Below are 25,261 nucleotides of genomic sequence, written 5' to 3'. Positions count from 1 at the left end.
GCCGCGCGGGGTGTCCGCGCCGGGGCCGTGGAGGCCCGCCGGACGACGCCTACGCCTCCGCGCCGCTGACGTACCGGAACCTCGCCCCGGCGGGATCGCCCTCCTCGTGCCACCACAGGCGGATCCGCCACGGGGCGCCGGCAGCCGGGCAGTCCGCCGAGGCCGTGAAGGCGCGCAGCACCTCACCGCCCACCTCCGCGGCCGTCCGGTTCCTCACCTCTGTTCCGCTGTGCCAGGGATGACCGAGTACGTTCCACAGCCCGTCGGGGCCGCGCACCTCCACGCGCCACACCGCCAGCCAGGGCGTGACCTCCAGCATCGTGCGCACCTGCTCGGCGCCGAGGTGCAGCCGGGCGGCGATCTCGGCCTCCGCCACCCCCTGGATACGGGCGGCCACCACGGCCCGGGGCAGCAGCCGTTCGGGCAGCAGCCCCCGCGCGCGCAGGCTGACCAGGGAGTCGAAGGCCAGGTAGCGCAGGCGCAGCTCCAGCTGGCGGCCGATGTGGTCGAGGGCCTCCTCGGCCTCCTGGGACTCCTCGGCGGCGGGGTCCGCGAGCAGCAGGTGCCGGAAGTCGGACTCCGCGTCCACGGCCCAGGCCACCGCCTCCTCGGCGGACCCGAGCTCGGCGAGGCGGTCCCCGAGGAACACCTTGGCCTGGGCGAGGCCGCGCCGGTTGACCGGATCCCGCTGGTCCAGCCCCGCCCACACCTCGACCGCGGTGCGGGTCAGATCGCGGGCGCGCTCGCCGGCCGCCCGTTCCATGACGCCGGGGCCCTCACTGGCGGCGGGCCCCAGCGGGTGCTTCGGCAGCCGGGTGGCGTCGCTCAGCGGCCAGGCCAGCCACACTCCGTGGTTGATCAGCCCGCGGGCGTACCAGCGGGCGAACTCGGGGGAGTGCCGGGCCGCGCGCTCGGAGCTGCGCAGGCCCTCCTCGATCCTGGCGAGGGCGCCCGCACGGTCCCCGGCGGCGAACCGCACGGCGGCCCGGTCGGCGAGGCGCAGCCCGAGCAGCGCGCCGCACCGGGGATCGTCGTCGTCAAGGGCGCGCAGGGCCCCGATCAGCTCGTCGAGGAGCCGCTCGCGCTCCGCCGGCTCCGCGTGCGCCGCCCCCGACCGCACCCTCGCCCACTGCTCGTCCAGCCGAAGTACGGCCTCCCGCTGCACCATGTCCGCCCCCCGGCTTCATGTGTGGAGGCGCCCATCCTCGCGGCAAGGGAGCCGTGAGGGGAAGGATTTCATTCCCAGCGGAAGAACCGTCCGGCCGCGCCCAGACCGAGTACGGCCCAGCCGGCGAGTACGGCCGCGTCGCCCCACGGCAGCGCGGCTCCGTGCTGGAGGACCTCGCGCAGGCCGCCGGACAGGGCGGAGATGGGCAGCAGCTCCAGTACGGAGCGCACCGCGTCCGGGAACTTGTCCAGCGGCACGATCACCCCGCCGCCGACCAGCAGCAGCAGGAACACCAGATTGGCGGCGGCCAGGGTCATCTCGGCCTTGAGCGTGCCGGCCATCAGCAGTCCCAGCCCGGAGAAGGCGGCGGTGCCGAGCAGGATCAGTGCGGCGACCGACAGCGGGTCGCCGTGCGGGGACCAGCCCAGCGCGAAGGCGATCGCGGTCAGCAGGGCGACCTGGAGCACCTCGGTGACCAGCACCGACAGCGTCTTGGCCGCCATCAGCGCCCAGCGCGGCAGCGGGGAGGCCCCGAGCCGCTTGAGGACGCCGTAGCGGCGGTCGAAGCCGGTGGCGATGGCCTGGCCGGTGAAGGCGGTGGACATGACGGCGAGGGCCAGGACACCGGGCGCGAGGAAGTCCACCGGCTCCCCGGCCCCCGTGTCGACGATGTCGACGGCGGAGAAGAGGGCCAGCAGCAGCGCCGGGATGATCACGGTCAGCAGCAGCTGCTCCCCGTTGCGCAGCAGCATCCGGGTCTCCAGTGCCGTCTGCGCGAGGATCATGCGGGAGACGGGGGCCGCGCCCGGGCGGGGGGTGAACGTGCCGGCGCTCATCGGCGCAGCTCCTTACCGGTCAGTTCCAAGAACACGTCCTCCAGGGTGTGCCGCTCCACCGAGAGGCTGTCCGGCATCACGCCGTGCTGCGCGCACCAGGAGGCGACGGTGGCCAGCAGCTGCGGGTGGACGTCGCCGGTGACCCGGTAGACGCCCGGGGTGAGCTCGGCGGCCTGGGTGCCGTCGGGCAGCGCCTTCAGGAGCGAGGCGAGGTCGAGGGAGGGCCGGCCGGTGAAGCGCAGGGTGTTCTCGGCGCCGCCCCGGCACAGCTCCTCGGGGCTGCCGTGGACGATGACCCTGCCGGCGTCCACGATGGCGACCTCGTCCGCGAGCTGCTCGGCCTCGTCCATGTGGTGGGTGGTGAGGACGACGGTGACCCCGTCGGTGCGCAGCTCCCGTACGAGGTCCCAGGTCGCGCGGCGGGCCTGGGGGTCCAGGCCGGCGGTGGGCTCGTCCAGGAAGACCAGCTCGGGGCGGCCCACCACGGCCATGGCCAGGGCCAGGCGCTGCTGCTGGCCGCCGGAGAGCCGGCGGTAGGGCGTGCGGCCGCAGCCGCCGAGGCCGAGGCGTTCCACGAGGGGGCCGACGTCGAGCGGGTCGGCGTAGAGCTTGGCCATGTGGCGCAGCATCTCGACGGCGCGGGCTCCGGAGTAGACGCCTCCGGACTGGAGCATCACGCCGATCCGGGGGCGCAGCGCCTCGGCCCGGGCGACCGGGTCGAGGCCGAGGACGCGGACGGTGCCGGCGTCGGGGCGGTGGTAGCCCTCGCAGGTCTCCACGGTGGTCGTCTTGCCCGCGCCGTTGGGGCCGAGGACCGCGGTGACGGAGGCCTTGCGGACGATGAGGTCCAGGCCGTCCACCGCCGTCTTGGGGCCGAACCGCTTCACCAGTCCGCGGATCTCCACCGCGGGGTCGTTACTCATGACGGGTGAGTCTACGGAGCCGGGTGAGAGGGCGTGGCTCCCGGCCCGCGGGGGCCGCCGGGTGGCCGCCGGGGCGCGCCGAGGGGCCCGCCGAAGGGTTTCCGGGGGCCGTCCGCCCGCCTCGGATCCGAACATCGCGCCGCGCCCGCAGATCTTTTCAGCCGGGTGGTCCAGGCCGGTTCATCCGGTTTCCGTGATCCTTTCAGCGGCCCGGGGCCGGCCGGGCCGGACCCGCTCCGGGGTGAAGGCGCGCTGGTGGGAGTGGGTCTGGTGGGTCGAGGGAGGTGCCCGGAGCGGTAGCGGAATAATGCCCTCCGAATAACTCTGCGTCGACAAATTAGGTAACCCTTAGTGATGGAGGACACCAGGCGTGGCGTCCGTCACGGCTTGTCGGGGCTCCGGTAATTACGCAACAATGGCGTTGTGAAATACGGCGAACGGCAGATCGAGACCCCCCAGGGGGAGCTCGCCACCGGGGAGCGGTCAACCCGCAACCGAGTGGCGCGCTCGATCCTGGACCACGGTCCGTCCACCGTCGCCGACCTCGCCCAGCGCCTCGGCCTCACCCAGGCCGCCGTCCGCCGCCACCTCGACACGCTCGTCGCCGACGACGTGGTCGAAGCCCGTGAGCAGCGCGTGTACGGGGCGCGCGGCCGGGGCCGGCCCGCCAAGGTCTTCGCGCTCACCGACTGCGGCCGCGACGCCTTCGACCAGTCCTACGACACGCTCGCCGCGGACGCCCTGCGCTGGATCGCGCAGTCCGTCGGCGGTGGCGAGAAGGGCGAGGCGGCCGTCGCCGCCTTCGCCCGGGCACGGATGGAAGCGCAGGCGCGGACCTACCGGGAAGCCGTCGAGGCGGCCGCCCCCGAAGGCCGCGCAGAGGCCCTGGCCAAGGCGTTGACCGCCGACGGGTACGCTGCTACGGCGAAGAGCGCTCCCGGTCCGCAACGCGGTGAACAGCTCTGTCAGCACCACTGCCCGGTCGCCCACGTGGCCGAGCAGTTCCCGCAGCTCTGCGAGGCGGAGACCGAGGTCTTCTCCCGCCTGCTCGGGACGCATGTGCAGCGCCTCGCCACGATCGCCCACGGCGACGGGGTGTGCACGACCTTCATTCCGCGAAGCGCGAGCACCACACAGACCGACACATCAGTATCTGCAAGTACGGCCGGGAGGAACCCCGCATGACCACGGAGACTGCTCACCCTGAGCTCGATGGCCTGGGCACCTACGAATACGGCTGGGCCGACTCCGACGCGGCCGGCGCCGCTGCCAAGCGGGGTCTGTCCGAAGAGGTCGTCCGCGACATCTCGGCGAAGAAGTCCGAGCCGGAGTGGATGCTGAAGCTCCGCCTCAAGGGCCTGAAGCTGTTCGACAAGAAGCCCATGCCCAACTGGGGCTCCGACCTCTCGGGCATCGACTTCGACAACATCAAGTACTTCGTGCGTTCCACCGAGAAGCAGGCCGCTTCCTGGGAGGACCTGCCGGAGGACATCAAGAACACGTACGACAAGCTCGGCATCCCCGAGGCGGAGAAGCAGCGCCTCGTCGCCGGTGTCGCGGCCCAGTATGAGTCCGAGGTCGTCTACCACCAGATCCGCGAGGACCTGGAGGAGCAGGGCGTCATCTTCCTCGACACGGACACCGCGCTCAAGGAGCACCCGGAGCTCTTCCAGGAGTACTTCGGCACGGTCATCCCGGTCGGCGACAACAAGTTCGCCTCGCTGAACACCGCCGTGTGGTCGGGCGGCTCGTTCATCTACGTCCCCAAGGGCGTCAAGGTCGACATCCCGCTCCAGGCCTACTTCCGCATCAACACGGAGAACATGGGCCAGTTCGAGCGGACGCTGATCATCGTCGACGAGGACGCCTACGTCCACTACGTCGAGGGCTGCACCGCCCCGATCTACTCCTCGGACTCGCTGCACAGCGCCGTGGTCGAGATCATCGTCAAGAAGGGCGGCCGCTGCCGCTACACGACGATCCAGAACTGGTCGAACAACGTCTACAACCTGGTCACCAAGCGCGCCGTGGCGTACGAGGGCGCGACCATGGAGTGGATCGACGGCAACATCGGTTCCAAGGTCACCATGAAGTACCCGGCCGTCTACCTGATGGGCGAGCACGCCAAGGGCGAGACCCTCTCCATCGCCTTCGCGGGCGAGGGCCAGCACCAGGACGCCGGCTCCAAGATGGTCCACATGGCGCCGAACACCTCCTCGAACATCGTCTCCAAGTCGGTGGCCCGGGGCGGCGGCCGCACCTCGTACCGAGGCCTGGTCGAGATCGGCGAAGGTGCCCACGGCTCGAAGTCCAACGTGCTGTGTGACGCGCTCCTGGTCGACACCATCTCCCGCTCGGACACGTACCCCTACGTGGACGTCCGCGAGGACGACGTCTCCATGGGCCACGAGGCCACCGTCTCCAAGGTCTCCGACGACCAGCTCTTCTACCTGATGAGCCGTGGTCTGACGGAGTTCGAGGCGATGGCCATGATCGTGCGCGGCTTCGTCGAGCCCATCGCGCGTGAGTTGCCCATGGAGTACGCCCTGGAGCTGAACCGGCTGATCGAGCTGCAGATGGAGGGGTCGGTCGGTTAGTCCCGGCCGCATCCCGCACATCCTTTGACGCAGGCAGCGCTTTAAAAGAGAGTGAGCAAGACGACAGCCATGGCTGAGGCTCAGAACATTCCGGCGGGTTCGACCACCGCCGGCGCGATCGCGGTGGCCGCCGAGTCCACCGTCGCCACCCGGATGAGTGCCCCCCCGTCCTTCGACGTGGCGGACTTCCCCGTGCCCCACGGCCGCGAGGAGGAGTGGCGCTTCACCCCGCTGGCGCGTCTGCGTGGTCTCCACGACGGCACCGCGGTCGCCAACGGCTCCATGAAGGCCCAGATCGACGCGCCCGAGGGCGTCACGGTCGAGTCGGTGGAGCGCGGCGACGCGCGCCTCGGCAAGGCCGGCGCCCCGGTGGACCGGGTCGCCGCGCAGGCGTTCTCGTCCTTCACCAAGGCCACGGTCGTGACCGTGCCCAAGGAGGCGGTCCTGACCGAGCCGGTGCGCGTCTCGCTGCACGGCGAGGGCGGCACCACCTTCGGGCACACGGTCTTCGACGTCCAGGCCTTCGCCGAGGCCGTCATCGTCATCGACCACACGGGTGACGGCGTGCGCGCCGCCAACGTCGACTTCCTCGTCGGCGACGGCGCCAAGCTCACCGTCGTGTCGGTGCAGGACTGGGACGACACCGCCGTCCACGTCTCCCAGCACAACGCCCTGGTCGGCCGCGACGCGACCTTCAAGTCGATCGTGGTCACCTTCGGCGGCGACCTCGTACGCCTGCACCCGCGGGTCAGCTACGCGGGCCCCGGCGGCGAGGCCGAGCTCTTCGGCCTGTACTTCACGGACGCCGGCCAGCACCAGGAGCACCGCCTCCTGGTCACGCACGACGCCCCGCACTGCAAGTCCAACGTGGTCTACAAGGGTGCGCTCCAGGGCCAGGACGCCCACGCGGTCTGGATCGGCGACGTCCTCATCGAGAAGACCGCCGAGGGCACCGACACCTACGAGATGAACCGCAACCTCGTCCTCACGGACGGCGCGCGGGTCGACTCGGTGCCGAACCTGGAGATCGAGACCGGCGAGATCGTCGGCGCCGGTCACGCCTCCGCGACCGGCCGCTTCGACGACGAGCAGCTCTTCTACCTGCAGTCCCGCGGCATCACGGCCGACGACGCCCGCCGCCTGGTCGTGCGCGGCTTCTTCGCCGAGCTCGTCCAGCAGATCGGTGTCGACGACATCGAGGAGCGCCTGCTCGCCAAGATCGAGACCGAGCTCCAGGGTTCCGTCTGATGAATTACGTCAAGGCCTGTGCGCTGAGCGAGCTGGAGGAGAACACCCCCAAGCGGGTGGAACTCGACGGCACGCCGGTGTCCATCGTCTCCACCGACGGGGAGGTGTTCGCGATCAACGACATCTGCTCGCACGCGAACGTCTCGCTCTCGGAGGGCGAGGTCGAGGACTGCATGATCGAGTGCTGGCTGCACGGGTCGGCATTCGACCTGCGCACCGGAAAGCCCTCCGGTCTGCCCGCGACGCGCCCCGTACCCGTATACCCCGTAAAGATCGAAGGGGACGACGTGCTCGTCTCCCTCACCCAGGAGTCCTGAGGTATCCATGGCAACGCTTGAAATCCACGACCTGCACGTCTCCGTCGAGGCCGAGAACGGCGCCCGCGAGATCCTCAAGGGCGTCGACCTCACCGTCAAGCAGGGTGAGACGCACGCCATCATGGGTCCGAACGGCTCCGGCAAGTCCACCCTGGCGTACTCCCTCGCCGGTCACCCGAAGTACACCATCACCGGTGGCACCGTGACCCTCGACGGCGAGGACGTCCTGGAGATGTCCGTCGACGAGCGCGCCCGCGCCGGCGTCTTCCTCGCCATGCAGTACCCGGTCGAGGTCCCCGGCGTCTCGGTCTCCAACTTCCTGCGCACCTCGGCCACCGCCATCCGCGGCGAGGCGCCGAAGCTGCGTACCTGGGTGAAGGAGGTCAAGTCCGCGATGGAGCAGCTCCAGATGGACCCGGCCTTCGCCGAGCGCAACGTCAACGAGGGCTTCTCCGGCGGTGAGAAGAAGCGCCACGAGATCCTGCAGCTGGAGCTTCTGAAGCCGAAGATCGCGATCCTCGACGAGACCGACTCCGGCCTGGACGTCGACGCCCTGCGCCAGGTCTCCGAGGGCGTCAACCGCGTCCGCGCGACCGGCGAGGTCGGCACCCTGCTGATCACGCACTACACGCGGATCCTGCGCTACATCAAGCCCGACTTCGTCCACGTCTTCTCCGAGGGCCGCATCGTGGAGTCCGGCGGCGCCGAGCTCGCCGACAAGCTGGAGGCGGAAGGCTACGAGTCGTACAGCACGAAGGGTGGCGCGACCGCGTGACACAGCTGCCCGGCCTCCTCGACATCGAGGCGATCCGCAAGGACTTCCCCCTGCTGGATCGTGTGGTCCACGACGGGAAGAAGATCGTTTACCTGGACAACGCGGCGACCTCCCAGAAGCCGCGCCAGGTGCTCGACGCGCTGAACGAGTACTACGAGCAGCACAACGCCAACGTCCACCGTGGCGTGCACGTGCTCGCCGAGGAGGCCACGGCGCTGTACGAGGGTGCCCGCGACAAGGTCGCCACCTTCATCAACGCTCCGAGCCGCGACGAGGTGATCTTCACCAAGAACGCCTCGGAGTCGCTCAACCTGGTCGCGAACATGCTCGGCTGGGCGGACGAGCCCTACCGGGTCGACCGCGACACCGAGATCGCCATCACGGAGATGGAGCACCACTCCAACATCGTGCCGTGGCAGCTGCTCGCGCAGCGCACCGGCGCGAAGCTGAAGTGGTTCGGCCTCACCGACGACGGCCGGCTCGACCTGTCCAACATCGAAGAGGTCATCACGGAGAAGACGAAGATCGTCTCCTTCACGCTGGTCTCCAACATCATGGGCACGGTCAACCCGGTCGAGGCGATCGTCCGGCGCGCCCAGGACGTCGGCGCCCTGGTGCTGATCGACGCCTCGCAGGCCGCTCCGCACATGCCGATGGACGTACAGGCGCTCGGCGCCGACTTCGTGGCCTTCACCGGCCACAAGATGTGCGGCCCGACCGGCATCGGCGTCCTCTGGGGCCGCCAGGAGCTCCTGGAGGACCTGCCTCCGTTCCTCGGCGGCGGCGAGATGATCGAGACCGTGTCGATGCACGCCTCGACCTACGCCCCGGCGCCCCACAAGTTCGAGGCGGGGACGCCCCCGATCGCCCAGGCCGTCGGCCTCGGCGCGGCCGTGGACTACCTCACCGCGATCGGCATGGACAAGATCGCCGCTCACGAGCACGCGATCACCGAGTACGCGATCAAGCGCCTCGCGGAGGTGCCCGACCTGCGGATCATCGGCCCCACCACGGCCGAGGACCGCGGCGCCGCGATCTCCTTCGTGCTCGGCGACATCCACCCGCACGACGTCGGCCAGGTGCTGGACGAGCAGGGCATCGCGGTCCGTGTGGGACACCACTGCGCGCGCCCGGTCTGCCTGCGCTACGGAATTCCGGCGACCACGCGAGCGTCTTTCTACCTGTACTCCTCTCCGGCCGAGGTCGACGCGTTGGTCGACGGGCTGGAGCACGTACGGAACTTCTTCGGCTGACGGACGAGGCGACGGGGACGCTGTGAAGCTGGATTCGATGTACCAGGAACTGATCCTGGACCACTACAAGCACCCGCACGGGCGTGGCCTGCGCGACGGCGACGCCGAGGTGCACCACGTCAATCCGACGTGCGGTGACGAGATCACGCTGCGCGTGAAGTACGACGGCGAGACGCTCACCGACGTCTCCTACGAGGGCCAGGGCTGCTCCATCAGCCAGGCCAGCGCGTCCGTGCTGAACGAGCTGCTCGTGGGCAAGGAACTGTCCGAGGCGCAGAGGATCCAGGCTGTCTTCCTGGAGATGATGCAGTCCAAGGGCAAGATCGAGCCCGACGAGGCCATGGAGGAGGTGCTGGAGGACGCGGTCGCGTTCGTCGGCGTCTCCAAGTACCCGGCTCGCGTGAAGTGTGCTCTGCTGAGTTGGATGGCGTGGAAGGACGCGACGGCCCAGGCTCTGGGCGACGCGGAGAGGAAGACGGCATGACCGAGAACGCGACGCCCGAGGCGTCGATCAAGCCGGCCACCGAGGAAGAGGTCCGCGAGGCCCTCTACGACGTGGTCGACCCCGAGCTGGGCATCGACGTCGTCAACCTGGGCCTGATCTACGGCATCCACGTCGACGACGCGAACATCGCCACCCTCGACATGACGCTGACCTCGGCGGCCTGTCCGCTGACGGACGTCATCGAGGACCAGGCGAAGTCGGCGACGGACGGCATCGTCAACGAACTCCGGATCAACTGGGTCTGGATGCCCCCGTGGGGCCCGGACAAGATCACGGACGACGGCCGCGAGCAGCTCCGCGCCCTCGGCTTCAACGTCTGATCACCGCCTGCATGTGAGGGCCCCCGGCACATCGTGCCGGGGGCCCTCCGTGCGTACAGGTGTACATATCGATGTGTACAGTCGTACGCATGCCCTACGTCATGCTTGCCGCGGCCATCGCGGCCGAGGTCGCCGGAACCACCGCCATGAAGTACAGCGACGGCTTCACGAAGCTGTGGCCCTCGCTGGGCACCCTGCTGGGGTACGTGATCGCCTTCAGCCTGCTCGCGCAGACGCTGAAGTCGATGTCGATGGGAACGTCGTACGCGATATGGGCCGGCGTCGGCACCGCCTCCATCGCCGCGATCGGCATGGTGTTCATGGGGGAGGCGGCCACCGCCGCGAAGATCGCCGGGGTCGTCCTGGTGATCGGCGGAGTGGTGCTGCTGAACCTCGGCGGGGCGCACTGATGCCCCCCGGCGCACGGCGGTACGACCCGCAGCGGCGGCAGCGGATCATCGACGCGGCGATCCGGGTGGTGGGCGCCAAGGGCATCGCGGGGCTGAGCCACCGCAGCGTGGCCGCGGAGGCCGACGTACCGCTGGGGTCGACGACCTACCACTTCACGACGCTGAACGACCTGCTGGTCGCGGCGCTGCGGCAGGCCAACGAGGGCTTCGCGCAGGCGGTGGCGGATTCGCCGGCCCTGGCCGATCCGGACGCCGACCTCGCGGCGGCCCTGGCCGGCCTGTTGGGGGAGTTCCTGGCGGCGGACCGGGGCCGGGCGGAGCTGGAGTACGAGCTCTACCTCGCCGCCCTGCGCCGCCCGGCGCTGCGGCCGGTGGCGGCGCAGTGGTGCGAGACCGTGTCCGCGGCCCTGGCGCCGAGGACCGACCCGGTGACGGCGCGGGCGCTGGTGGCGGTCATGGACGGCATCAGCCTCCAGGTCCTGCTGACGGACGCGCCGTACGACGAGTCGTACGCCAGGGAGGTGCTGGCCCGGGTCCTGCGGTCCCCGTGACCCGCCCGGGAGCCGGGGCCGGGGCCGGGGTCCGGGCGGACGGGTCTACGGCGCCCCGGCCGCGGAGCGCACGGCGTCCAGGGCCGCCCGCACGCTCGCCTCGACGTCCTGGATCGGGTAGAACACCTCGCGCACCGTGCGGTCGCGGTCCAGGACCAGCGTCAGGCGCTTGATCCGGCTCACGCCCGCCGCGCGGAACGTCGGCAGGCGCAGGGCCGTCACCAGATCCAGCCCCGCGTCCGACAGGAGCGGGAAGCGCAGCCGCTCCTGCTCCGCGAACTCCCGCTGTTCGTCGGGCCGCTGGGTCGACACCCCGTGCACGGTGGCGCCGGCGGCGGTGAACTCCGCCAGCTGGTCCCGGTACGTGCACGACTCGAACGTGCAGCCCCTGGCGCTCGGGATCCCGGCCCAGTCGGGCGGGTAGGACTCGGCCCGGGCGTACGCGCCCGGGAAGCAGTACAGGACCGTGAACGGGGTGTCCGCCACCGGGTCGCGGAGCTCGCCGAAACGGTCCGGCAGCAGCAGCTCCGGCAGCCGCGTGCCGCGCAGCGCGTGGACCCGTACCGCTTCCTTCGAGGATTCCTCGGTGGTCGCCGTCATCTCTCCCTCTCCCAGGACCCAGGTGTCGCCCCAGTCCTGGAGGGCCACCAGGACCGGCAGCAGCCCCCGCCCGCGCGGAGTCAGCCGGTACTCGTGCCGCACCGGGCGTTCCTGGTACGGCTCGCGCGTCAGCACCCCGGCCTCCACCAGCAGTTTCAGCCGCTCCGCCAGCACCTTGCGGGACATTCCCAGCTCGCGCTGGAGCTCGTCGAAGCGGTACAGGCCGCGGGCGATGTCGCGCACGATGAGCAGCGTCCACCAGTCGCCGACGACTTCGAGGGCCTGGGCGATGGAGCAGTCCGCATCGCCGAGGTGCGTGCGCTGGGCCATGGGAGCTCCTTTGTCCGTTGACCCAAGGCTGTCATGCTGACATAGTCAGTTCCCAAAAGGAACTGACTCGCTGAACTGCTGAATACGGGGGACATCGGTGTGCTGCAGGGGTTCAAGGACGTACCGAGGGTCGTGTGGCTGCTGGCTGCGGGGGTGTTCGTCAACGCCGTCGTCAGCTGCACCTTCGTCTTCGTCTTCGTCTACCTGACCGGGCCGCGCGGCCTCGGCACCGCCCAGGCCGGGCTGATCGTCGGCATCGGTGGCGTCGGCCTCGTGGCGGGGAACTTCACCGGCGGCTGGTACGGGGACCGCTTCGGTCACCGCAGGGTGCTGCTCACCGCCTCCGCGCTCGGCGGGGCCGTGCTCGTCACCCTGCCGGCGCTTTCCACCGGCCTCCTGACCCTCGCCCTGCCCCTCGCCCAGTACGCCGCAGGGGTGGTCCGCGCGGCCCAGTCCGCGCTGGTCGCCGTCACCGTGCCGGAAGGATCACGACGGCAGGCCTTCGCCGTCACCCGCTGCCTGTCCAACGGCGGCTTCACCATCGGTACGCCGCTCGGCGCCCTGGTCGCGACCGCACTCTCGTACGACTGGCTCTTCGTGGCGGAGGGGCTCGGCACCCTCTTCTTCGCCCTGTGGACCGCCCGGGCCGTTCCGCCCGCGGCCGCACCCCTCACCCGCCGCCCTCCGGGCGCGCGAGGTGCCCCCACCCCCGCGGCCCCGGACGGGGGTCTGGGCCGCGGGGGGTTGTGGCGGGAGCTGCGCGCGCGGCCCGCCGTGCTCGCCCTGCTCGGGGCGATCGTGGTCGCCGACGTCGTCTACCGCCAGCACTACACGACCTTCCCCGTCTTCCTCGCCGAGCACGGCCTGGACACCCGGGCCTACGGCTACCTCATCGCCGTCAACGGCGGCGTCATCCTGCTCCTGGAGATCCCCGCCGCCCTCGCCCTGCGCAAGCGCTCCCCCCTGCACATCGTCGGCACCGGACTGGTCCTGGTCGGCGGCGGCTACGCGATGCTGGCGCTCGGCGCGGGCCTGGCCCCCGCCATCGCCATGATGCTGCTCCTGACCCTCGGCGAGATCCTCTACAAGACCACCGCCACCGCCTACGTCGCCGACGAGTCGCCCGCGCACATGGTGGGCCGCTTCCAGAGCCTGTACGCGGGGGTCTCCGTCAGCGGCGTGGTCCTCGCCGCTCCGCTCGGCGGGGCCCTGTACGCCGTCGCCCCCGACCTGCTGTGGCCGCTGTGCGCGGTGCTCGGCGCCGGCGCCGGCGCGGCCGTGCTGGTCGCGGGGGCGCGGGTGGCCCGGCGACCCGCGCGACCGGCACATGAGACCGGTTCGCCCGCGGCGGCCGTCGCCGGTTAGGTTTCTGGCATGACTGCTACGCGTACCACCGGCGCCGTCGCCGCCGGACTTGCCACCTTCACCGCCGACGGCACCGTCCTCGACACCTGGTTCCCCGCCCCCGAGCTGGTCGCCGAGCCCGGCCCGGCCGGCACCGAGCGCCTCACGGCCGAGCAGGCCGTGGAGCTCCTCGGCGCCGCCGCGGCCAAGGCGATCCGCCAGGACGCGGTCCGCGGCGTCGAGGTCGTAGCCGTCCGCACGGTCATCGCCTCCCTGGAGGACAAGCCACTGGACGCGCACGACGCGTACCTGCGCCTGCACCTGCTCAGCCACCGCCTGGTCAAGCCGCACGGCCAGAACCTCGACGGGGTCTTCGGCCTGCTGACCAACGTCGCCTGGACCTCGCTGGGCCCGGTCGCGGTCGACCAGGTCGAGACCGTCCGCCTCAACGCGCGCGCCGAGGGCCTGCACCTCCAGGTCACCTCGATTGACAAGTTCCCGCGCATGACGGACTACGTCGCCCCCAAGGGCGTGCGCATCGCCGACGCGGACCGCGTCCGCCTCGGCGCGCACCTCGCCGAGGGCACCACCGTCATGCACGAGGGCTTCGTCAACTTCAACGCCGGCACGCTCGGCACCTCCATGGTCGAGGGCCGCATCTCCGCGGGCGTCGTGGTCGGCGACGGCTCCGACATCGGCGGCGGTGCCTCCACCATGGGCACCCTCTCGGGCGGCGGCAAGCAGATCATCTCGATCGGCGAGCGCACCCTGATCGGCGCCGAGGCGGGCATCGGCATCGCGCTCGGCGACGAGTGCGTGGTCGAGGCCGGGCTGTACGTCACCGCGGGCACCCGCGTCACCCTCCCGGACGGCCAGATCGTCAAGGCCCTGGAGCTCTCCGGCGCCAACAACATCCTCTTCCGCCGCAACTCGGTCACCGGCGCCGTCGAGGCCCGCCCGTACAAGGCGGCCTGGGGCGGCCTGAACGAGGTCCTGCACAGCCACAACTGACCCTCAGGGGCCGCTACGCACGATGCCCCTCGTCCCGCGCCGGGGATGAGGGGCATCGTGCGTATGTACGTGCGGACTTCCGTCAGTGTCCCGGGAGGGTGCGGATGAGGCCCGCGAAGGCCTGCCGTTCCGCCTCGGTCAGTTCCACCGACTCCATCGGGTGCGCGGCCGCGGTCCGCTGGGCCGGGATCACCGGCAGGCTCACGGCGGCGGCCGGCTCGGGCTGGTCCGGGCGACTGCCCCACCGCGTACGACCGAGGCCGACGGCCCACACGAGCGCGGCGCCGAGCAGCACGGCGAGGCCGATGCCGTGGGGAAGGGAGATGGAGGGGAACACGCGGATCCTCCAGGGGTGCGGGCGGTACGGGCCAGTACGGGATCGCAGGCGCCAGAGCAGCGTGGGAGACACTCAAACACCCCATCCGGCCGATTCGGCCAAGATGTGTCGAGCGTCACGCCAGGGCCGAAAGTCCCCATCTCTGCCGAGAAGGCCGCTTTACGGCTCCAGCCGCAGCTTGAAGCCCTCGTGACTGCGCGCGAAGCCCAGCCGCTCGTAGAAGCGGTGGGCCGCCGTGCGCCGCTTGTCGCTGGTCAGCTGGACCAGGCCGCAGCCGCGCTCGCGGGCCCGCTCGACGGCCAGCCGCACCAGCTCCGCGCCGAGTCCCGCACCCCGCCGGTCCGCGCGGACCCGTACGGCTTCCACCAGGGCCCGCTCCCGCCCGTGCTGCCCCAGGCCCGGGACATACGTCAGTTGGAGGCAGCCGAGGACGGCCTCTTCACCGGCGGCCGCCCCGTCGGTGAGGACCAGCATCTCGTTGCGGGCGTCCGACGCGATGGCGGCGAACGCCCGCTCGTGCGCCTCGCCGACCACGATCGAGGCCGGGTCCACCACCTGCTCCTCGTCGGCCAGCAGGGCGAGTACCGCGGGCAGGTCCGCGCGCGTGGCAGTACGGAAGATCATGGCCAGGAGTGTGGCAGAAGGCCCGGCCGGGACGGCGGCCGGGCCTTCTGCGGTCCGGGGACTACGGGCGGAAGCGCAGCACCTGCGGGTCGTGGTCGCTGTTCTGGTCCGCGAACTCGGCGTTGATGTGCACGCTGTCGTAGGTGAACTTCTTGATCGCCGGGCTGGTCAGGATCTGGTCCAGCACCTGGGCGTTGCCCTGGAAGACGTACGAGTAGCGCTCCGACTTCGGCAGGGACTTGACCGCCGGGTACAGCGCCCCGCCGTCCGTCAGCGCGTCGGTCGTCGCCGAGAACTCGAAGTCGTTGATGTCACCGAGGACCAGGACGTTGGCGTTCTTCTCCGCCGCCAGGACCTCCTTCACGAAGCCGTTCACGGCCTGCGCCTGGAGCAGTCGCTTCTCCTCCGACTTGCGCAGCGGCGGCTGGTGGTGGGACGTCAGGGCCTCGTCGCCGCCCTTGGAACCGAAGTGGTTGGCGATCACGAAGACGGTCTTGCCGCGGAAGACGAACTCGCCGGCCAGCGGCTTGCGGCTGTCCGCCCACGCCGGGTTCGCGGGGTCGATCCGGCCGGGGGAGTGGGTCAGGGCGGCCTTGCCGTTCTCCTTGACCACGCCGGTCGCCGTCACCGCGTCGCCCGGGGCGCGCTCGGTGAAGGAGACCCGCGCCGGGTTGAAGAGGAACACCTGGCGGATGTTGCCGCCGGGCTCGCCGCCGTCCTTCTTGTCCTCCGGGTTGACGGTCCGCCACTGGTAGGCCGGGCCGCCCGCCGCCGCGATCGCCGCGGTGAACTTCGTCAGCGTCTGCTCGGCCGAGACCGTGCCGTCGTTCTTGGCGCCGTTGTCGTCCTGGATCTCCTCCAGGGCGAGGATGTCCGGGGAGGCCAGGTTCTCGACGACCGCCTTCGCCAGCGCGTCGAACTTCTCCTGCGGGTCGGTCGGGTCGAGGTTCTCGACGTTGTACGTGGCCACCGCCAGCTCGTGCTCGCCCTGCGGCTTGGTCTTCTCGGGGGCGAGGGTGCCCGCCGTGACGGTGCCGAGCGTGCGGGCCACCAGCGTGTAGCCGCCGAACTGGTTGAAGTCCAGGGGGCCCTCGGTGGTGCCGGTCAGCTTGTCACCGACGTTGGCCACCGGGAAGGGCTGCTGCGCGAGGGGCGCGAGCTGCTGGATCTGGAGGCGGCCGGTGTTCTGGGACTCGTAGGAGCCGTAGACGGTGCCACCGCGCTTGGCGGCGTTCTCCCAGCCCTTGACCGTGACCCACAGCTCCGCGTGCGGGTCGGTGGCGCCGACCACGCGCGAGGTGCCGATCGCCACGCTCATGCCCTCGAGGGACTCGTAGAAGTCCAGGGCGTAGCGCGAGGGGTCCAGGGCCAGGCCGTTGACGCTGCCTCCGGCGGCCGGGTCGCCGGCCGGGGCGTACTCGGCGGGAACCGTGTACTCGTTGATCGCGGCGGCCGCGGGCAGGGCGTTGCCCGAGGAGACCACGGTCACCGTCGGCTTGGAGACCTGGGTCACCGACTGGTTGCCGGAGTTCACGCCGCCGGGGATGTACTCGCCCACCGTGCCGGACACCTTGACCGCGTCGCCCACGGCGACGGTCGGGACCGAGTTGGTGAAGACGAACACGCCCTCGCTGGTGGCCGCGTCGTCATCGGCGTCCGGGTCCTGGATCCAGAAGCCGCGCGAGCCGTAGGTGCGCACGCCCGTCACGATGCCGGCGACGTCGGCGACCTGCTTGCCGTTGAGGGGGGATATCCGGGTGGTGCCCTGAATGTCGTGGATGCGTATCGGATCGGCGGACACGGCGCCTTCGGCCGCGTCGGCGGAGCCCGCGAGCAGGCCGGTGGCCAGCGCGGAGGCGACGAGGGCCGCGACGGCGGCGGAACGGGGATGCGAGGAGCGCATGGGCAGGAACTCCGGTGTGGGAGAGGGGAAAGGAGGGTGCGGCAGCGAGATCTGCGGGAGGCGTGCCGCCCCCGATACATCTACGCGCGTCAATTTCCTGGGTGGTCAGCAAAGTTGTCAAGCCCTCCAGGCAAGACGGCAGCTGACTGTGGGATGAACCAAAGGTGTTGGCCCGCCAGGCGCGCCCGAAATGCGTCTACGCTGGGTCGCCGTACGGCGCCGGGTCTGTCGTGTTCGCCACATCCGCCGCCCCCGGCTTGTCCCGCCATGTCTTCCATGTCGGCGATATCCGGGCGGCGATGACGGACCGTCCGGTCGGTCACGCACCCGCCCCGCTCCACCTGTTCCACGCGCGTCATCTGTTCCATGTGTTTCATCCCGCTCCGCCCCGACCGACCCACCGCGCTGCCAAGGAGAACCGCCCCATGTCCGCTGAGTCGCACCCCACGCTGCCGCCGGTACGGCTGCACTCCGATGCGGAGCTGGCCCGCGACGCCCTCGGCGCCCCGCTGTTCGCGCGGGCCGTACGGCTCGCCCGCTGGGCCGGACCCGCCACCCGCGTCGGGGTCGGCGGTGAACTCGTCGCCGACCAGCTGCCCGAGGCGGCCGCGGTGCTCGGGCTCGACGCCGGCGACCCCGACTCCGCGATGCGCGCGAGCCAGGCCTGGCGGGTGGCCCTGGACACGGGCCTGGTCGACGCGACCGAGCCGGAGGAGGACGACGGGGCGGGTGCCGGGCGGGCCGGCGCGGACGGGGGCGAGGAGCGCTTCGGCACAGCCGCGCCCGGCGAGGACCTGGCGCTGGTGACGTCCGGCGCGCCCGGGGACGTACTGGACCTCTGGCTGGCCGCCCTGGACACGGTGCTCGCCGACGCGGCGGTGCCCGACCTCGACGAGCTCGTCGACGCGCTGGACGGGGGCGGCGAGATCGACTTCGACCGGCTGGACTGGAACCCGGGCCGCGAAGCGGACTTCCTCGACGGGGTCCTCGCCAACCTCTACCTGCTCACCGTCTCGGAGGGCGGGGCGGCGGACCGACCGGTTCCGCTGCCGGTGCTCGCCGCGTCGATGGTCGTGCCCCACGACATGGGCGAACCGACCGACGCCGTGCTGGAACAGGTCTCGGACGCGATGATGCGCCTCGACGACCAGTTCAGGCAGCTGGAGCCGATCGGGCTGGTCGAGTTCCGGCCCGTCGACCAGGAGCTGATGGCGGAGGCCGGTGACGAGGACCCCGCCCGAGGTGCGCGGACGGGCGCGGGCGGCGCGGGGGACGATGAGGACGTGTCCCGCTACGGCATGGTCCGCCTGACCCCGCTCGGCGTGTACGGGGTCCGCGCCCGGATGCTGGAAGCCGGTGTCGAGGCCCCCGCCGTCGGTGAGCTGGCCGACAAGGGCGCCGACGCACTGCTCGACGCGGTCTCCTCCTACTCGGAGAACGCCGCCCAGGCCGAGATCGAACAGTGGCTGGCCGGCCGCGACCTGGCCGCCGCCGTCGCCGAACTGCTCGCCGCCGCGCGCGGGGACGACGAGGGCGGTCCGCTGCGCCGGCTGCGCTGCCAGCAGGCCCTGGCACCCGCCGGTCCGGAGGCCGAGCCGGCGGTCCGCGCGGTGCTGGACGACCCGGAGCTCGGCGGGCTCGCCCGCGTGTGGCTGGCGGAGCGCGGGGCGGTCGGCGTACCGGCGCCCGACCCGGCGATGGTGTTCTGGCTGACGGTCGACACGATCGCGGCGCAGCTCGCCGCCGACGGCGAGACGGAGGAGCTCGCGCTCCTGATGGAGACCCTGACCGCCCATCACGGGGGCTTCTTCGAGCAGGTGTGGAGGGTGGAGCACCCCTCGACGGCGTACGTCCTGGAGGCGATGGGCCGGCTGCACCCCGACAAGAAGGCGGCGAAGGAGGCCCGCAGGGCCGCGTTCAAGGCGCGCTCGCGGCAGGCCTGAGCGGGTCCGGGCCGGGCTCGGCGGGACGGGGCCTGAGCGGTACGTGCCGGGCTCGGCGGACCGGCCTGCCCCAGCAGGTCGGGCGCAGTGGGCCGGCCGGGTTCGCGGGCGTCGACAATGCGCCGTTCCTAGGGCCGGAGTTGGCCATTCCGCGCGGTGGCAAGGGGCCGCCTGCCCTTCGCGGGTAGTTCAGCCGCCGTTCACGTGCGGGCGACAGCGTGTGCGCCGACGACCGCACGACAGGCGCACCACCACCTCCCGACCCCTGGAGCCCCGATGCCGCTCAGCCGCAGAGACTTCACCGCCCGTACCGTCCTCGCCGGCGCGGGAGTGGCGCTCACCGGGACGGTCGGCGCCCTCGCCACCGCGCCGGGGGCGCTCGCGGCCGACGACGGCACGCGCCGCGACGAGCACGGGCGGCCCTGCGAGCCCGGCTACGGCCCGCTCGTCCCCGACCCGGCCGGGATCCTCGCCCTCCCCGCCGGATTCACGTACCGCGTGATCACCCACAGCGGGGTCACCAAGCTGGAGTCCGGCGAGATCACCCCGTCCCACCACGACGGCACCGCCGCCTTCGCGGGCCACCGCGGGGTCACCCTCCTCGTCAACAACCACGAGCTCAAGGGCAAGCGACAGAACTGGGAGTACCCCGTTCCGCTCACCGAGGGCCTCGTCTACGACCCGGCCGCGGCCGGCGGCTGCACGGTCGTCGAGGTCCGGCGCGGCGGCGAGGTCGCCGAATGGGTGGGCATCGCCGGTACGTCGACCAACTGCGCGGGCGGGGCCACCCCTTGGGACACCTGGCTGACCTGCGAGGAGAACTCGGACCTCGCCGGCAAGAACGGCATGACCAAGGACCACGGCTACGTCTTCGAGGTCGACCCGCACGACCGCCGCGCCAACCGCGAGCCGCGGCCCGTCAAGGCCTTCGGACGCTACGACCACGAGGCCGTGGTCATCGACCCGCACCACGGACACGCCTACCTGACCGAGGACGCCTCCGGCCCCAACGGACTGTTCTACCGCTGGACCCCGCCCAGCGGCTTCCGGCACGGGCGCGGCAAGCTCCGTACGCTCGCCGACGACGCCGGTGTGCTCCAGGCGGCCAAGTGCATCGACAGCTCGGGCCGTCTCGTCGACGACTTCTCGCGCGCGACGGCCATCGGCACCGTCTACGGGGTCGACTGGGTGGACGTGCCGGACCGTGACGCCCGCACCGTACCGGTGCGCAAGCAGTTCGCCGACGGCGCCGTGACGCGCGGGCGCAAGCTGGAGGGCATGTGGTGGGCGGACGGCGGCGCCTACTTCGTCTCCTCCTTCGCCCGCGCGGAAAGCCCGGGGACGGCGCACGACGGCCAGGTCTGGTTCTACGACCCCAAGCGGCGCACGGTCCGGCTGACCGTTCTCATCGGGATCAACCCGGACCCGTCGGTGGAGGGCGGCTATGACGGGCCCGACAACATCACGGTGTCCCCGTAGGGAGGCCTGGTCCTCGCGGAGGACGGCACCGGGCTGCAGCACCTGTTCGGCGCGACGGACTCGGGCCGCACCTACCCGCTGGCGCGCAACGAGCTGAACATCGGGACGGCCGAGGAGCCGGAGTACTCCGAATTCACCGGCGTCTGCTTCTCCCCGGACGGCCGCACGCTGTACGTCAACATCCAGGACCCGGGCGTCATGCTGGCCGTGACGGGGCCGTGGCGGCGCGCACACTGACGCCGGCCCGTGTGCGCGGGGCGCCCGGCCTCACTGGGCCGCGGAAACCTCCGCGCGCGAGGCCTCGGCCCACTCGGCGAGCAGGAACTCATACGCCTCGGAGGGCCAGGCCTCGCCGTCCACCCGGGTTTCGACAAGGTGCCGGATCGCCTCGTTCGCCTCGGTGGCGGACGGGCGGGCGGGCCCTGCGGGTGTACGCGACTCCTTCATGCCTTCAAGGCTACGGGCGGGCACTGACAGCCACCGACGGATAACGCGTGGCATCCATCACCCACGACGGACGCCGGTGGCTCCAGGTGCCCGCCCACCTGCTCAGAGTGCCTGGGCGGCCGGTTTGACCATGCCCCGCACTGTGCGCGACTTCACAAACTCGCCCATGGCCGTCATATCCCACTCGCCCGAGAACTGCTTGATCAGCTTCGCCATCATGACGCCCGTCTGCGGCTCGGCGCCGGTGAGGTCGAAGCGGACCAGCTCCTCCCCGGTCGCCGCGTCGATCAGCCGGCAGTAGGCCTTGGCCACCTCGGTGAACTTCTGACCGGAGAAGGAGTTGACCGTGAACACCAGTCCGGTCGCCTCCGCGGGCAGGCGGCCGAGGTCCACGACGATCACCTCGTCGTCGCCCGCGCCCTCACCGGTGAGGTTGTCACCCGAGTGCTTGACGGAGCCGTTCAGGATGGACAGCTTGCCGAAGTAGCAGCTGTCGATGTGGTTGCGCTGCGGGCCGTACGCGATCACCGAGGCGTCGAGGTCGATGTCCCGGCCGCCGAACGCGGGCTCCCAGCCGAGGCCCATCTTGACCTGGCTGAGCAGCGGGCGGCCGCCCTTGACGAGGGAGACGGTCTGGTTCTTCTGGAGGCTGACCCGGCCCTTGTCCAGATTGATCTTCCCGGCGCCGGGCGCGGGAGCCGGGGGCGCGGCGGGCGCCGCCGCGACTGGGGCGGGCGCCGGGGCCGCCGGGGTGGGGGTCGTGGCGCCGCCCAGCCAGGGGGAGGCCGGGTAGGAGACCGGCGGCGCGGGCGGGGCCGGGGGAACGGGCGGGGCCATGGGGGCGGGCGCGGCGGCCGCCGGAGCGGGCTCCTCGTCCACGGAGACCCCGAAGTCGGTGGCGATGCCGGCGAGGCCGTTCGCGTACCCCTGGCCGACCGCCCGCACCTTCCACACGCCGCCGCGCTGGTAGATCTCGACGACGACGAGCGCGGTCTCGGCGCCCAGCCGCGGCGGGGTGAAGGTGGAGATCACCGCGCCGCCGTCGGCGTTGCGCACGGTGGCGGTGGGTTCGATGCCCTGGAAGCTCTGCCCGGCGGCGTCGGGGCTGGCTGTGACCACGATCCGCTCGATGCCCGGCGGCAGCCCGGCGGTGTCCACGCTGATGGAGTCCGGCGACGCACCCCCGCCGGACCGGTAGGCGACGCCCGGCCCGGAGGGCTGGTTGAAGAAGATGAAGTCGGCGTCGGAGCGCACCTTGCCGTCCGCCGTCAGGAGCAGGGCCGATACGTCGAGGCGTACCGGCGCGGCCACGTCCACCGTCACACGGACGGCATGGAGCGGCAGGTTCGATCCAGGGGTCATAGCGGTCATGCCCGGAGAACGACCGGAGGGGCTTTGCCGTTCCCTTACCCTCCCGCGAGATTTCAGCGCCGGTTGCGGGGGTGGTCGCGCGCCGTGCGCTCGTTGCCGAACTTGTACGCGCCGGTCCAGCGGGCCATCACGAGCTGCGCGTCGCCGGACTCCACCTCGGCCAGGAACTTCTCGGCCCGGCCGCCCCGCAAGGTGGCCGCGGCCCGCCCCCGGTGGGTGATGGCGACGTACTGGTCGCCCACTTTCTCGTACGTGAATCCCCGCGGCCTCGGCATGGGCCGCAGCCTGCCCGGCCGGGGGCCGGGCGGGCAACGGATTTTGGGCGGGCCACGGAGGGTGGTCGGCCACGGAGGGTGGTCGGTGGCCGGGGGGCCGGCCGTTCAGCGGCGGTGTCCGGCGGGCCGGCCCGAAGTGCTTCAGCCGCCCGTCACCCGGCGCGGCAGCCCCAGCGGGTTGGCCTCGCGCAGCTCCGCCGGGAGGAGCGCGTCCGGCACCGACTGGTACGCCACCGGCCGCAGCCAGCGCTCGATGGCGGTCCCGCCCACCGAGGTGGAGTGCGAGGTCGCCGCCGGGTACGGGCCGCCGTGGTGCTGGGCCGGGGCCACCGCGACCCCGGTCGGCCAGCCGTTGACCACGATCCGGCCCGCCAGCTGTGTGACCTGCCCGATCAGCTCGGTGGCCGGGCCCGGCGCGCCGTCCGCCTCGGCGGCCGACAGCTGGAGGGTGGCGCTCAGGTTCCCGCCGAGTCGCCCGAGGACCGCGCTCGCCTCGCCCTGGTCCGCGTACCGGACGACGACGGTGACCGGGCCGAAGCACTCCTCCAGGAGGACGTCGTGTCCCTCGCCCGCGAGGAGGTCCTCGGCCCGCACGCTCAGATAGCCCGCCCCCACCGTGTGGTCGCCGCCCGATCCGGGTGTGACGGGTGCCTCGACCCCGGGCAGCGAGGCCCGCTCGCGCACCCCGGAGATGAAGTTCTCCCGCATCCGGTGGTCGAGCAGGACGCCCGGCTCGGTCTCCCCGAGCGCCTTGGTGAGCTCGCCCGTGATCCGGTCGCCGTCCGGGCCCTGGGGCACCAGTACCAGGCCGGGCTTCACGCAGAACTGGCCCACGCCGAGGGTGACCGCGCCCGCGAGCCCGCTGCCGATCTCCTCAGCGCGCTCGGCGGCCGCGGCCGGGGTGACCACGACGGGGTTGAGGGAGCCCAGTTCGCCGTGGAAGGGGATCGGTACGGGCCGGGCGGCCGCCGCGTCGAACAGCGCCCGCCCGCCCCGGATGGAACCGGTGAATCCGGCGGCCGCCACCAGCGGGTGGCGGATCAGCTCCAGGCCGGCGTCGAAACCGTGGACCACGCTCACCACCTCGGCCGGGAGCCCGGTGGCGACCGCCGCGCGGCGCAGCAGCGAGGCGCACAGCTCGGACGTGGCGGGGTGGTCGGGGTGCGCCTTGACGACCACCGGGCAGCCGGCGGCCAGCGCGCTGGCGGTGTCGCCGCCGGGGACGGAGAAGGCGAGCGGGAAGTTGGAGGCGGCGTAGACCGCGACCACGCCCAGCGGCACCTTGTAGCGGCGCAGCTCGGGCCGTGGCGGCGTGAGGGAGGGGTCGGCGCGGTCGATCCGGATGTCGAGGTAGGCGCCCTCGTCCACGGCGTCGGCGAAGGCGCGCAGCTGGCCGGTGGTGCGCGCCAGTTCACCGGTGAGCCGGCCCGGCCCGAGCGCGGTCTCGGCGTCGGCGGCCTCGATGACGTGGGCGGCGGCCTCGTCGAGCAGTGCGGCGGCGGCGCGCAGGAAGGCGGCGCGGGTGGGGGCGTCGGCGAGCGGGCCACGGGTGGCGTGAGCGGCCCGTACGGCTTCGTCCACCTCCCGGGATGTGGCTTCCACCGCAACCTGCTCGCGCTGCTTCCCGGTGCGGGGGTCCACACTCCAGACTGGTGTCGTTGTCATGGCCCGCTGCCTCCTGGATCGTTCAGTATTCTGAACGCGGTTCCGGTGGATGAATGATCACATCTGCTGCGGACTCTATTTCCGCGTCCTGCGCGTGACAAGAGGCGACCAGAGGGGAACAGGCCTATGACGACGGCCGAGCCGGAGATCCCGGCCCAGGCGGCGCCGGTCAAGTCGGCGGTGCGGACCGTCCTGTTGCTGGAGCACTTCGCGGCGCGGCCGGGGCTGCACAGCCTGGCCGACATCCAGCACGACCTCTCGCTGCCCAAGTCCAGCCTCTACATGCTGCTGCGGACCCTGGTGAACCTGGGGTGGGTGGAGACCGACGCGACGGGCACGCGGTACGGCATCGGCGTACGGGCGCTGCTCGTGGGCAGCTCGTACATCGACGGCGACGAGGTGGTCGCCGCCGCCCGGCCCACGCTGGACCGGCTCTCCGACGACACGACGGAGACCATCCACCTGGCCCGGATGGACGGGACGAGCGTGGTGTACCTCGCCACCCGGCAGTCCCAGCACTACCTGCGGCCCTTCACCCGGGTCGGGCGGCGGCTGCCCGTGCACTCGACGGCGCTCGGCAAGGCGCTGCTCGCCACCCACACGGACGTGGAGGTGCGGGGTCTGCTGCCGCGGCGGCTGGAGGCGGTCACCGAGCACACCGTCACCGACCGGGAGCAGCTCATCGAGGAGCTGGCACTGGTGCGGGAGCAGGGGTACGCCGTGGACCGGGAGGAGAACACGCTCGGGCTGTGCTGCTTCGGGGTGGCCGTGCCGTACCGGACTCCGGCGCGGGACGCGGTGAGCTGCTCGGTGCCGGTGGCCCGGCTGACGGCGGGGCACGAACAGGTCATCAAGGCGGCGCTGTTCGAGGCGCGGGACCGGCTGTCGGTGGTGACGCGGCGTATGTGAGGGGCGGGCGCGGGTGCAGGTACGGGTGGGGCGGGGGAGGGTGTGGTTCCTCCCCCGCGCGGGGGAGGCGGTTCACCTTCGTGGGGGAGGTGACGGGGCGGCGGACACGGGACCGTTGAG

General features: G+C 71.9%; 25 protein-coding genes and 1 pseudogene. 15 read left to right on the top strand and 11 right to left on the bottom strand.

Translation table 11 applies throughout. From position 1 onward, the window contains the following. Nucleotides 1-49: 49 nt before the first annotated feature. The 3 genes from AC07DU_RS17895 to AC07DU_RS17885 form a co-directional block, all read right to left on the bottom strand. Nucleotides 50-1,168 (bottom strand): hypothetical protein, encoded by a 1,119-nt coding sequence (locus tag AC07DU_RS17895; RefSeq protein WP_479112230.1) that lies wholly within the window; start codon nucleotides 1,166-1,168, stop codon nucleotides 50-52. 68 nt (nucleotides 1,169-1,236) lie between these two features. Beyond that, nucleotides 1,237-2,004, bottom strand: a complete 768-nt coding sequence (locus AC07DU_RS17890) for an ABC transporter permease (protein WP_392061694.1) — start codon at nucleotides 2,002-2,004, stop codon at nucleotides 1,237-1,239. Continuing rightward, nucleotides 2,001-2,927, bottom strand: coding sequence for an ABC transporter ATP-binding protein (locus tag AC07DU_RS17885; protein WP_360890261.1), 927 nt, complete (start codon nucleotides 2,925-2,927; stop codon nucleotides 2,001-2,003). Before AC07DU_RS17885 ends, AC07DU_RS17890 begins: the two co-directional genes overlap by 4 nt. A gap of 423 nt (nucleotides 2,928-3,350) precedes the next feature. Here AC07DU_RS17885 and AC07DU_RS17880 point away from each other — a divergent pair, with 423 nt between their 5' ends. The 10 genes from AC07DU_RS17880 (at nucleotide 3,351) to AC07DU_RS17835 (ending at nucleotide 10,903) form a co-directional block, all read left to right on the top strand. Next, a complete protein-coding gene (locus tag AC07DU_RS17880; RefSeq protein ID WP_360890258.1) occupies nucleotides 3,351-4,112 on the top strand; it encodes a helix-turn-helix transcriptional regulator in 762 nt (253 codons plus the stop codon). Continuing rightward, nucleotides 4,109-5,524, top strand: coding sequence for a Fe-S cluster assembly protein SufB (sufB, locus tag AC07DU_RS17875; protein WP_360890255.1), 1,416 nt, complete (start codon nucleotides 4,109-4,111; stop codon nucleotides 5,522-5,524). The genes AC07DU_RS17880 and sufB overlap by 4 nt, the downstream gene beginning before the upstream one ends. A gap of 69 nt (nucleotides 5,525-5,593) precedes the next feature. Beyond that, entirely contained in the window at nucleotides 5,594-6,772 is a 1,179-nt protein-coding gene (sufD, locus tag AC07DU_RS17870; protein WP_360890252.1) for a Fe-S cluster assembly protein SufD, read from the top strand. Next, complete coding sequence (locus AC07DU_RS17865; protein ID WP_030027083.1) at nucleotides 6,772-7,089, top strand: bifunctional 3-phenylpropionate/cinnamic acid dioxygenase ferredoxin subunit; 318 nt, start codon at nucleotides 6,772-6,774, stop codon at nucleotides 7,087-7,089. Before sufD ends, AC07DU_RS17865 begins: the two co-directional genes overlap by 1 nt. A gap of 7 nt (nucleotides 7,090-7,096) precedes the next feature. After that, nucleotides 7,097-7,864 (top strand): Fe-S cluster assembly ATPase SufC, encoded by a 768-nt coding sequence (gene sufC / locus AC07DU_RS17860; RefSeq protein ID WP_007263436.1) that lies wholly within the window; start codon nucleotides 7,097-7,099, stop codon nucleotides 7,862-7,864. Then, nucleotides 7,861-9,117, top strand: coding sequence for a cysteine desulfurase (locus AC07DU_RS17855; RefSeq protein ID WP_360890248.1), 1,257 nt, complete (start codon nucleotides 7,861-7,863; stop codon nucleotides 9,115-9,117). The genes sufC and AC07DU_RS17855 overlap by 4 nt, the downstream gene beginning before the upstream one ends. A gap of 22 nt (nucleotides 9,118-9,139) precedes the next feature. Continuing rightward, nucleotides 9,140-9,601, top strand: coding sequence for a Fe-S cluster assembly sulfur transfer protein SufU (gene sufU, locus AC07DU_RS17850; protein ID WP_360890245.1), 462 nt, complete (start codon nucleotides 9,140-9,142; stop codon nucleotides 9,599-9,601). Then, entirely contained in the window at nucleotides 9,598-9,942 is a 345-nt protein-coding gene (locus tag AC07DU_RS17845) for a metal-sulfur cluster assembly factor (protein ID WP_215020285.1), read from the top strand. Before sufU ends, AC07DU_RS17845 begins: the two co-directional genes overlap by 4 nt. An 89-nt stretch (nucleotides 9,943-10,031) precedes the next feature. Next, nucleotides 10,032-10,352 carry a DMT family transporter gene (locus tag AC07DU_RS17840; RefSeq protein ID WP_479112228.1) on the top strand — a complete coding sequence of 107 codons (321 nt, stop codon included), beginning with the start codon at nucleotides 10,032-10,034 and terminating at the stop codon, nucleotides 10,350-10,352. Next, nucleotides 10,352-10,903, top strand: a complete 552-nt coding sequence (locus AC07DU_RS17835; protein ID WP_479112226.1) for a TetR/AcrR family transcriptional regulator — start codon at nucleotides 10,352-10,354, stop codon at nucleotides 10,901-10,903. The genes AC07DU_RS17840 and AC07DU_RS17835 overlap by 1 nt, the downstream gene beginning before the upstream one ends. Before the next feature lie 45 nt (nucleotides 10,904-10,948). Here AC07DU_RS17835 and AC07DU_RS17830 read toward each other — a convergent pair whose 3' ends face one another. After that, on the bottom strand, nucleotides 10,949-11,833 hold the full coding sequence (locus tag AC07DU_RS17830) for a winged helix-turn-helix transcriptional regulator (protein ID WP_479112224.1): 885 nt from the start codon (nucleotides 11,831-11,833) through the stop codon (nucleotides 10,949-10,951). Nucleotides 11,834-11,926: 93 nt separating this feature from the next. Here AC07DU_RS17830 and AC07DU_RS17825 point away from each other — a divergent pair, with 93 nt between their 5' ends. Both AC07DU_RS17825 and dapD read left to right on the top strand, forming a co-directional pair. Then, the gene (locus tag AC07DU_RS17825; protein ID WP_453374591.1) at nucleotides 11,927-13,198 is read left to right on the top strand and encodes an MFS transporter; all 1,272 of its coding nucleotides are present in this window, start codon (nucleotides 11,927-11,929) and stop codon (nucleotides 13,196-13,198) included. Between the two features lie 9 nt (nucleotides 13,199-13,207). After that, complete coding sequence (gene dapD / locus AC07DU_RS17820) at nucleotides 13,208-14,188, top strand: 2,3,4,5-tetrahydropyridine-2,6-dicarboxylate N-succinyltransferase (RefSeq protein WP_479032951.1); 981 nt, start codon at nucleotides 13,208-13,210, stop codon at nucleotides 14,186-14,188. 82 nt (nucleotides 14,189-14,270) lie between these two features. On the opposite strand, the gene AC07DU_RS17815 is transcribed toward dapD, so the two are convergent. The 3 genes from AC07DU_RS17815 to AC07DU_RS17805 form a co-directional block, all read right to left on the bottom strand. Next, nucleotides 14,271-14,525: a hypothetical protein gene (locus tag AC07DU_RS17815; RefSeq protein ID WP_360890229.1), complete on the bottom strand. Its 255-nt coding sequence runs from the start codon at nucleotides 14,523-14,525 to the stop codon at nucleotides 14,271-14,273. Nucleotides 14,526-14,684: 159 nt separating this feature from the next. Then, entirely contained in the window at nucleotides 14,685-15,149 is a 465-nt protein-coding gene (locus AC07DU_RS17810; RefSeq protein WP_453374577.1) for a GNAT family N-acetyltransferase, read from the bottom strand. Between the two features lie 61 nt (nucleotides 15,150-15,210). After that, nucleotides 15,211-17,052 (bottom strand): endonuclease/exonuclease/phosphatase family protein, encoded by a 1,842-nt coding sequence (locus AC07DU_RS17805; RefSeq protein WP_479112221.1) that lies wholly within the window; start codon nucleotides 17,050-17,052, stop codon nucleotides 15,211-15,213. 425 nt (nucleotides 17,053-17,477) lie between these two features. On the opposite strand from AC07DU_RS17805, the gene AC07DU_RS17800 reads away from it, so the two are divergent. Together AC07DU_RS17800 and AC07DU_RS17795 are read left to right on the top strand one after the other, a co-directional pair. Next, the gene (locus AC07DU_RS17800) at nucleotides 17,478-18,995 is read left to right on the top strand and encodes a hypothetical protein (protein WP_479112219.1); all 1,518 of its coding nucleotides are present in this window, start codon (nucleotides 17,478-17,480) and stop codon (nucleotides 18,993-18,995) included. A 276-nt stretch (nucleotides 18,996-19,271) separates the two neighbouring features. Continuing rightward, nucleotides 19,272-20,711, top strand: a pseudogene (locus AC07DU_RS17795) (alkaline phosphatase PhoX). A 30-nt stretch (nucleotides 20,712-20,741) separates the two neighbouring features. Here the strand turns inward: AC07DU_RS17795 and AC07DU_RS17790 are convergent. The 4 genes from AC07DU_RS17790 to AC07DU_RS17775 all read right to left on the bottom strand — a co-directional run bounded on the left by AC07DU_RS17790 (nucleotide 20,742) and on the right by AC07DU_RS17775 (nucleotide 24,232). Continuing rightward, nucleotides 20,742-20,921 carry a hypothetical protein gene (locus AC07DU_RS17790; RefSeq protein WP_392061724.1) on the bottom strand — a complete coding sequence of 60 codons (180 nt, stop codon included), beginning with the start codon at nucleotides 20,919-20,921 and terminating at the stop codon, nucleotides 20,742-20,744. 102 nt (nucleotides 20,922-21,023) lie between these two features. Then, nucleotides 21,024-22,283: a TerD family protein gene (locus AC07DU_RS17785; protein ID WP_479112401.1), complete on the bottom strand. Its 1,260-nt coding sequence runs from the start codon at nucleotides 22,281-22,283 to the stop codon at nucleotides 21,024-21,026. Nucleotides 22,284-22,345: 62 nt separating this feature from the next. Continuing rightward, entirely contained in the window at nucleotides 22,346-22,567 is a 222-nt protein-coding gene (locus AC07DU_RS17780) for a hypothetical protein (RefSeq protein ID WP_479112217.1), read from the bottom strand. 141 nt (nucleotides 22,568-22,708) lie between these two features. After that, nucleotides 22,709-24,232: an aldehyde dehydrogenase (NADP(+)) gene (locus AC07DU_RS17775; RefSeq protein WP_479112215.1), complete on the bottom strand. Its 1,524-nt coding sequence runs from the start codon at nucleotides 24,230-24,232 to the stop codon at nucleotides 22,709-22,711. A 126-nt stretch (nucleotides 24,233-24,358) separates the two neighbouring features. Between AC07DU_RS17775 and AC07DU_RS17770 the strand changes: the two genes are divergently transcribed. Continuing rightward, nucleotides 24,359-25,141: an IclR family transcriptional regulator gene (locus tag AC07DU_RS17770; RefSeq protein ID WP_479112212.1), complete on the top strand. Its 783-nt coding sequence runs from the start codon at nucleotides 24,359-24,361 to the stop codon at nucleotides 25,139-25,141. Nucleotides 25,142-25,261 lie beyond the last annotated feature (120 nt).

The organism is Streptomyces sp. NPDC045695, from assembly GCF_056432025.1.
Note: the sequence above shows the minus strand (reverse complement) of the source record. Positions and strands in the feature narration are given on the sequence as shown.

Excerpts from the sequence above, each read along its gene's own strand:
- AC07DU_RS17885 (WP_360890261.1), bottom strand. The coding sequence starts at position 2,927 with ATGAGTAACGACCCCGCGGTGGAGATCCGCGGACTGGTGAAGCGGTTC.
- AC07DU_RS17780 (WP_479112217.1), bottom strand. The coding sequence starts at position 22,567 with ATGCCGAGGCCGCGGGGATTCACGTACGAGAAAGTGGGCGACCAGTAC.
- dapD (WP_479032951.1), top strand. The coding sequence starts at position 13,208 with ATGACTGCTACGCGTACCACCGGCGCCGTCGCCGCCGGACTTGCCACC.
- AC07DU_RS17830 (WP_479112224.1), bottom strand. The coding sequence starts at position 11,833 with ATGGCCCAGCGCACGCACCTCGGCGATGCGGACTGCTCCATCGCCCAG.
- sufB (WP_360890255.1), top strand. The coding sequence starts at position 4,109 with ATGACCACGGAGACTGCTCACCCTGAGCTCGATGGCCTGGGCACCTAC.
- AC07DU_RS17810 (WP_453374577.1), bottom strand. The coding sequence starts at position 15,149 with ATGATCTTCCGTACTGCCACGCGCGCGGACCTGCCCGCGGTACTCGCC.
- AC07DU_RS17845 (WP_215020285.1), top strand. The coding sequence starts at position 9,598 with ATGACCGAGAACGCGACGCCCGAGGCGTCGATCAAGCCGGCCACCGAG.
- AC07DU_RS17890 (WP_392061694.1), bottom strand. The coding sequence starts at position 2,004 with ATGAGCGCCGGCACGTTCACCCCCCGCCCGGGCGCGGCCCCCGTCTCC.
- AC07DU_RS17790 (WP_392061724.1), bottom strand. The coding sequence starts at position 20,921 with ATGAAGGAGTCGCGTACACCCGCAGGGCCCGCCCGCCCGTCCGCCACC.
- sufC (WP_007263436.1), top strand. The coding sequence starts at position 7,097 with ATGGCAACGCTTGAAATCCACGACCTGCACGTCTCCGTCGAGGCCGAG.
- AC07DU_RS17895 (WP_479112230.1), bottom strand. The coding sequence starts at position 1,168 with ATGGTGCAGCGGGAGGCCGTACTTCGGCTGGACGAGCAGTGGGCGAGG.
- AC07DU_RS17835 (WP_479112226.1), top strand. The coding sequence starts at position 10,352 with ATGCCCCCCGGCGCACGGCGGTACGACCCGCAGCGGCGGCAGCGGATC.
- AC07DU_RS17840 (WP_479112228.1), top strand. The coding sequence starts at position 10,032 with ATGCCCTACGTCATGCTTGCCGCGGCCATCGCGGCCGAGGTCGCCGGA.
- AC07DU_RS17805 (WP_479112221.1), bottom strand. The coding sequence starts at position 17,052 with ATGCGCTCCTCGCATCCCCGTTCCGCCGCCGTCGCGGCCCTCGTCGCC.
- AC07DU_RS17800 (WP_479112219.1), top strand. The coding sequence starts at position 17,478 with ATGTCCGCTGAGTCGCACCCCACGCTGCCGCCGGTACGGCTGCACTCC.
- sufD (WP_360890252.1), top strand. The coding sequence starts at position 5,594 with ATGGCTGAGGCTCAGAACATTCCGGCGGGTTCGACCACCGCCGGCGCG.
- AC07DU_RS17785 (WP_479112401.1), bottom strand. The coding sequence starts at position 22,283 with ATGACCCCTGGATCGAACCTGCCGCTCCATGCCGTCCGTGTGACGGTG.
- AC07DU_RS17865 (WP_030027083.1), top strand. The coding sequence starts at position 6,772 with ATGAATTACGTCAAGGCCTGTGCGCTGAGCGAGCTGGAGGAGAACACC.
- AC07DU_RS17775 (WP_479112215.1), bottom strand. The coding sequence starts at position 24,232 with ATGACAACGACACCAGTCTGGAGTGTGGACCCCCGCACCGGGAAGCAG.
- AC07DU_RS17770 (WP_479112212.1), top strand. The coding sequence starts at position 24,359 with ATGACGACGGCCGAGCCGGAGATCCCGGCCCAGGCGGCGCCGGTCAAG.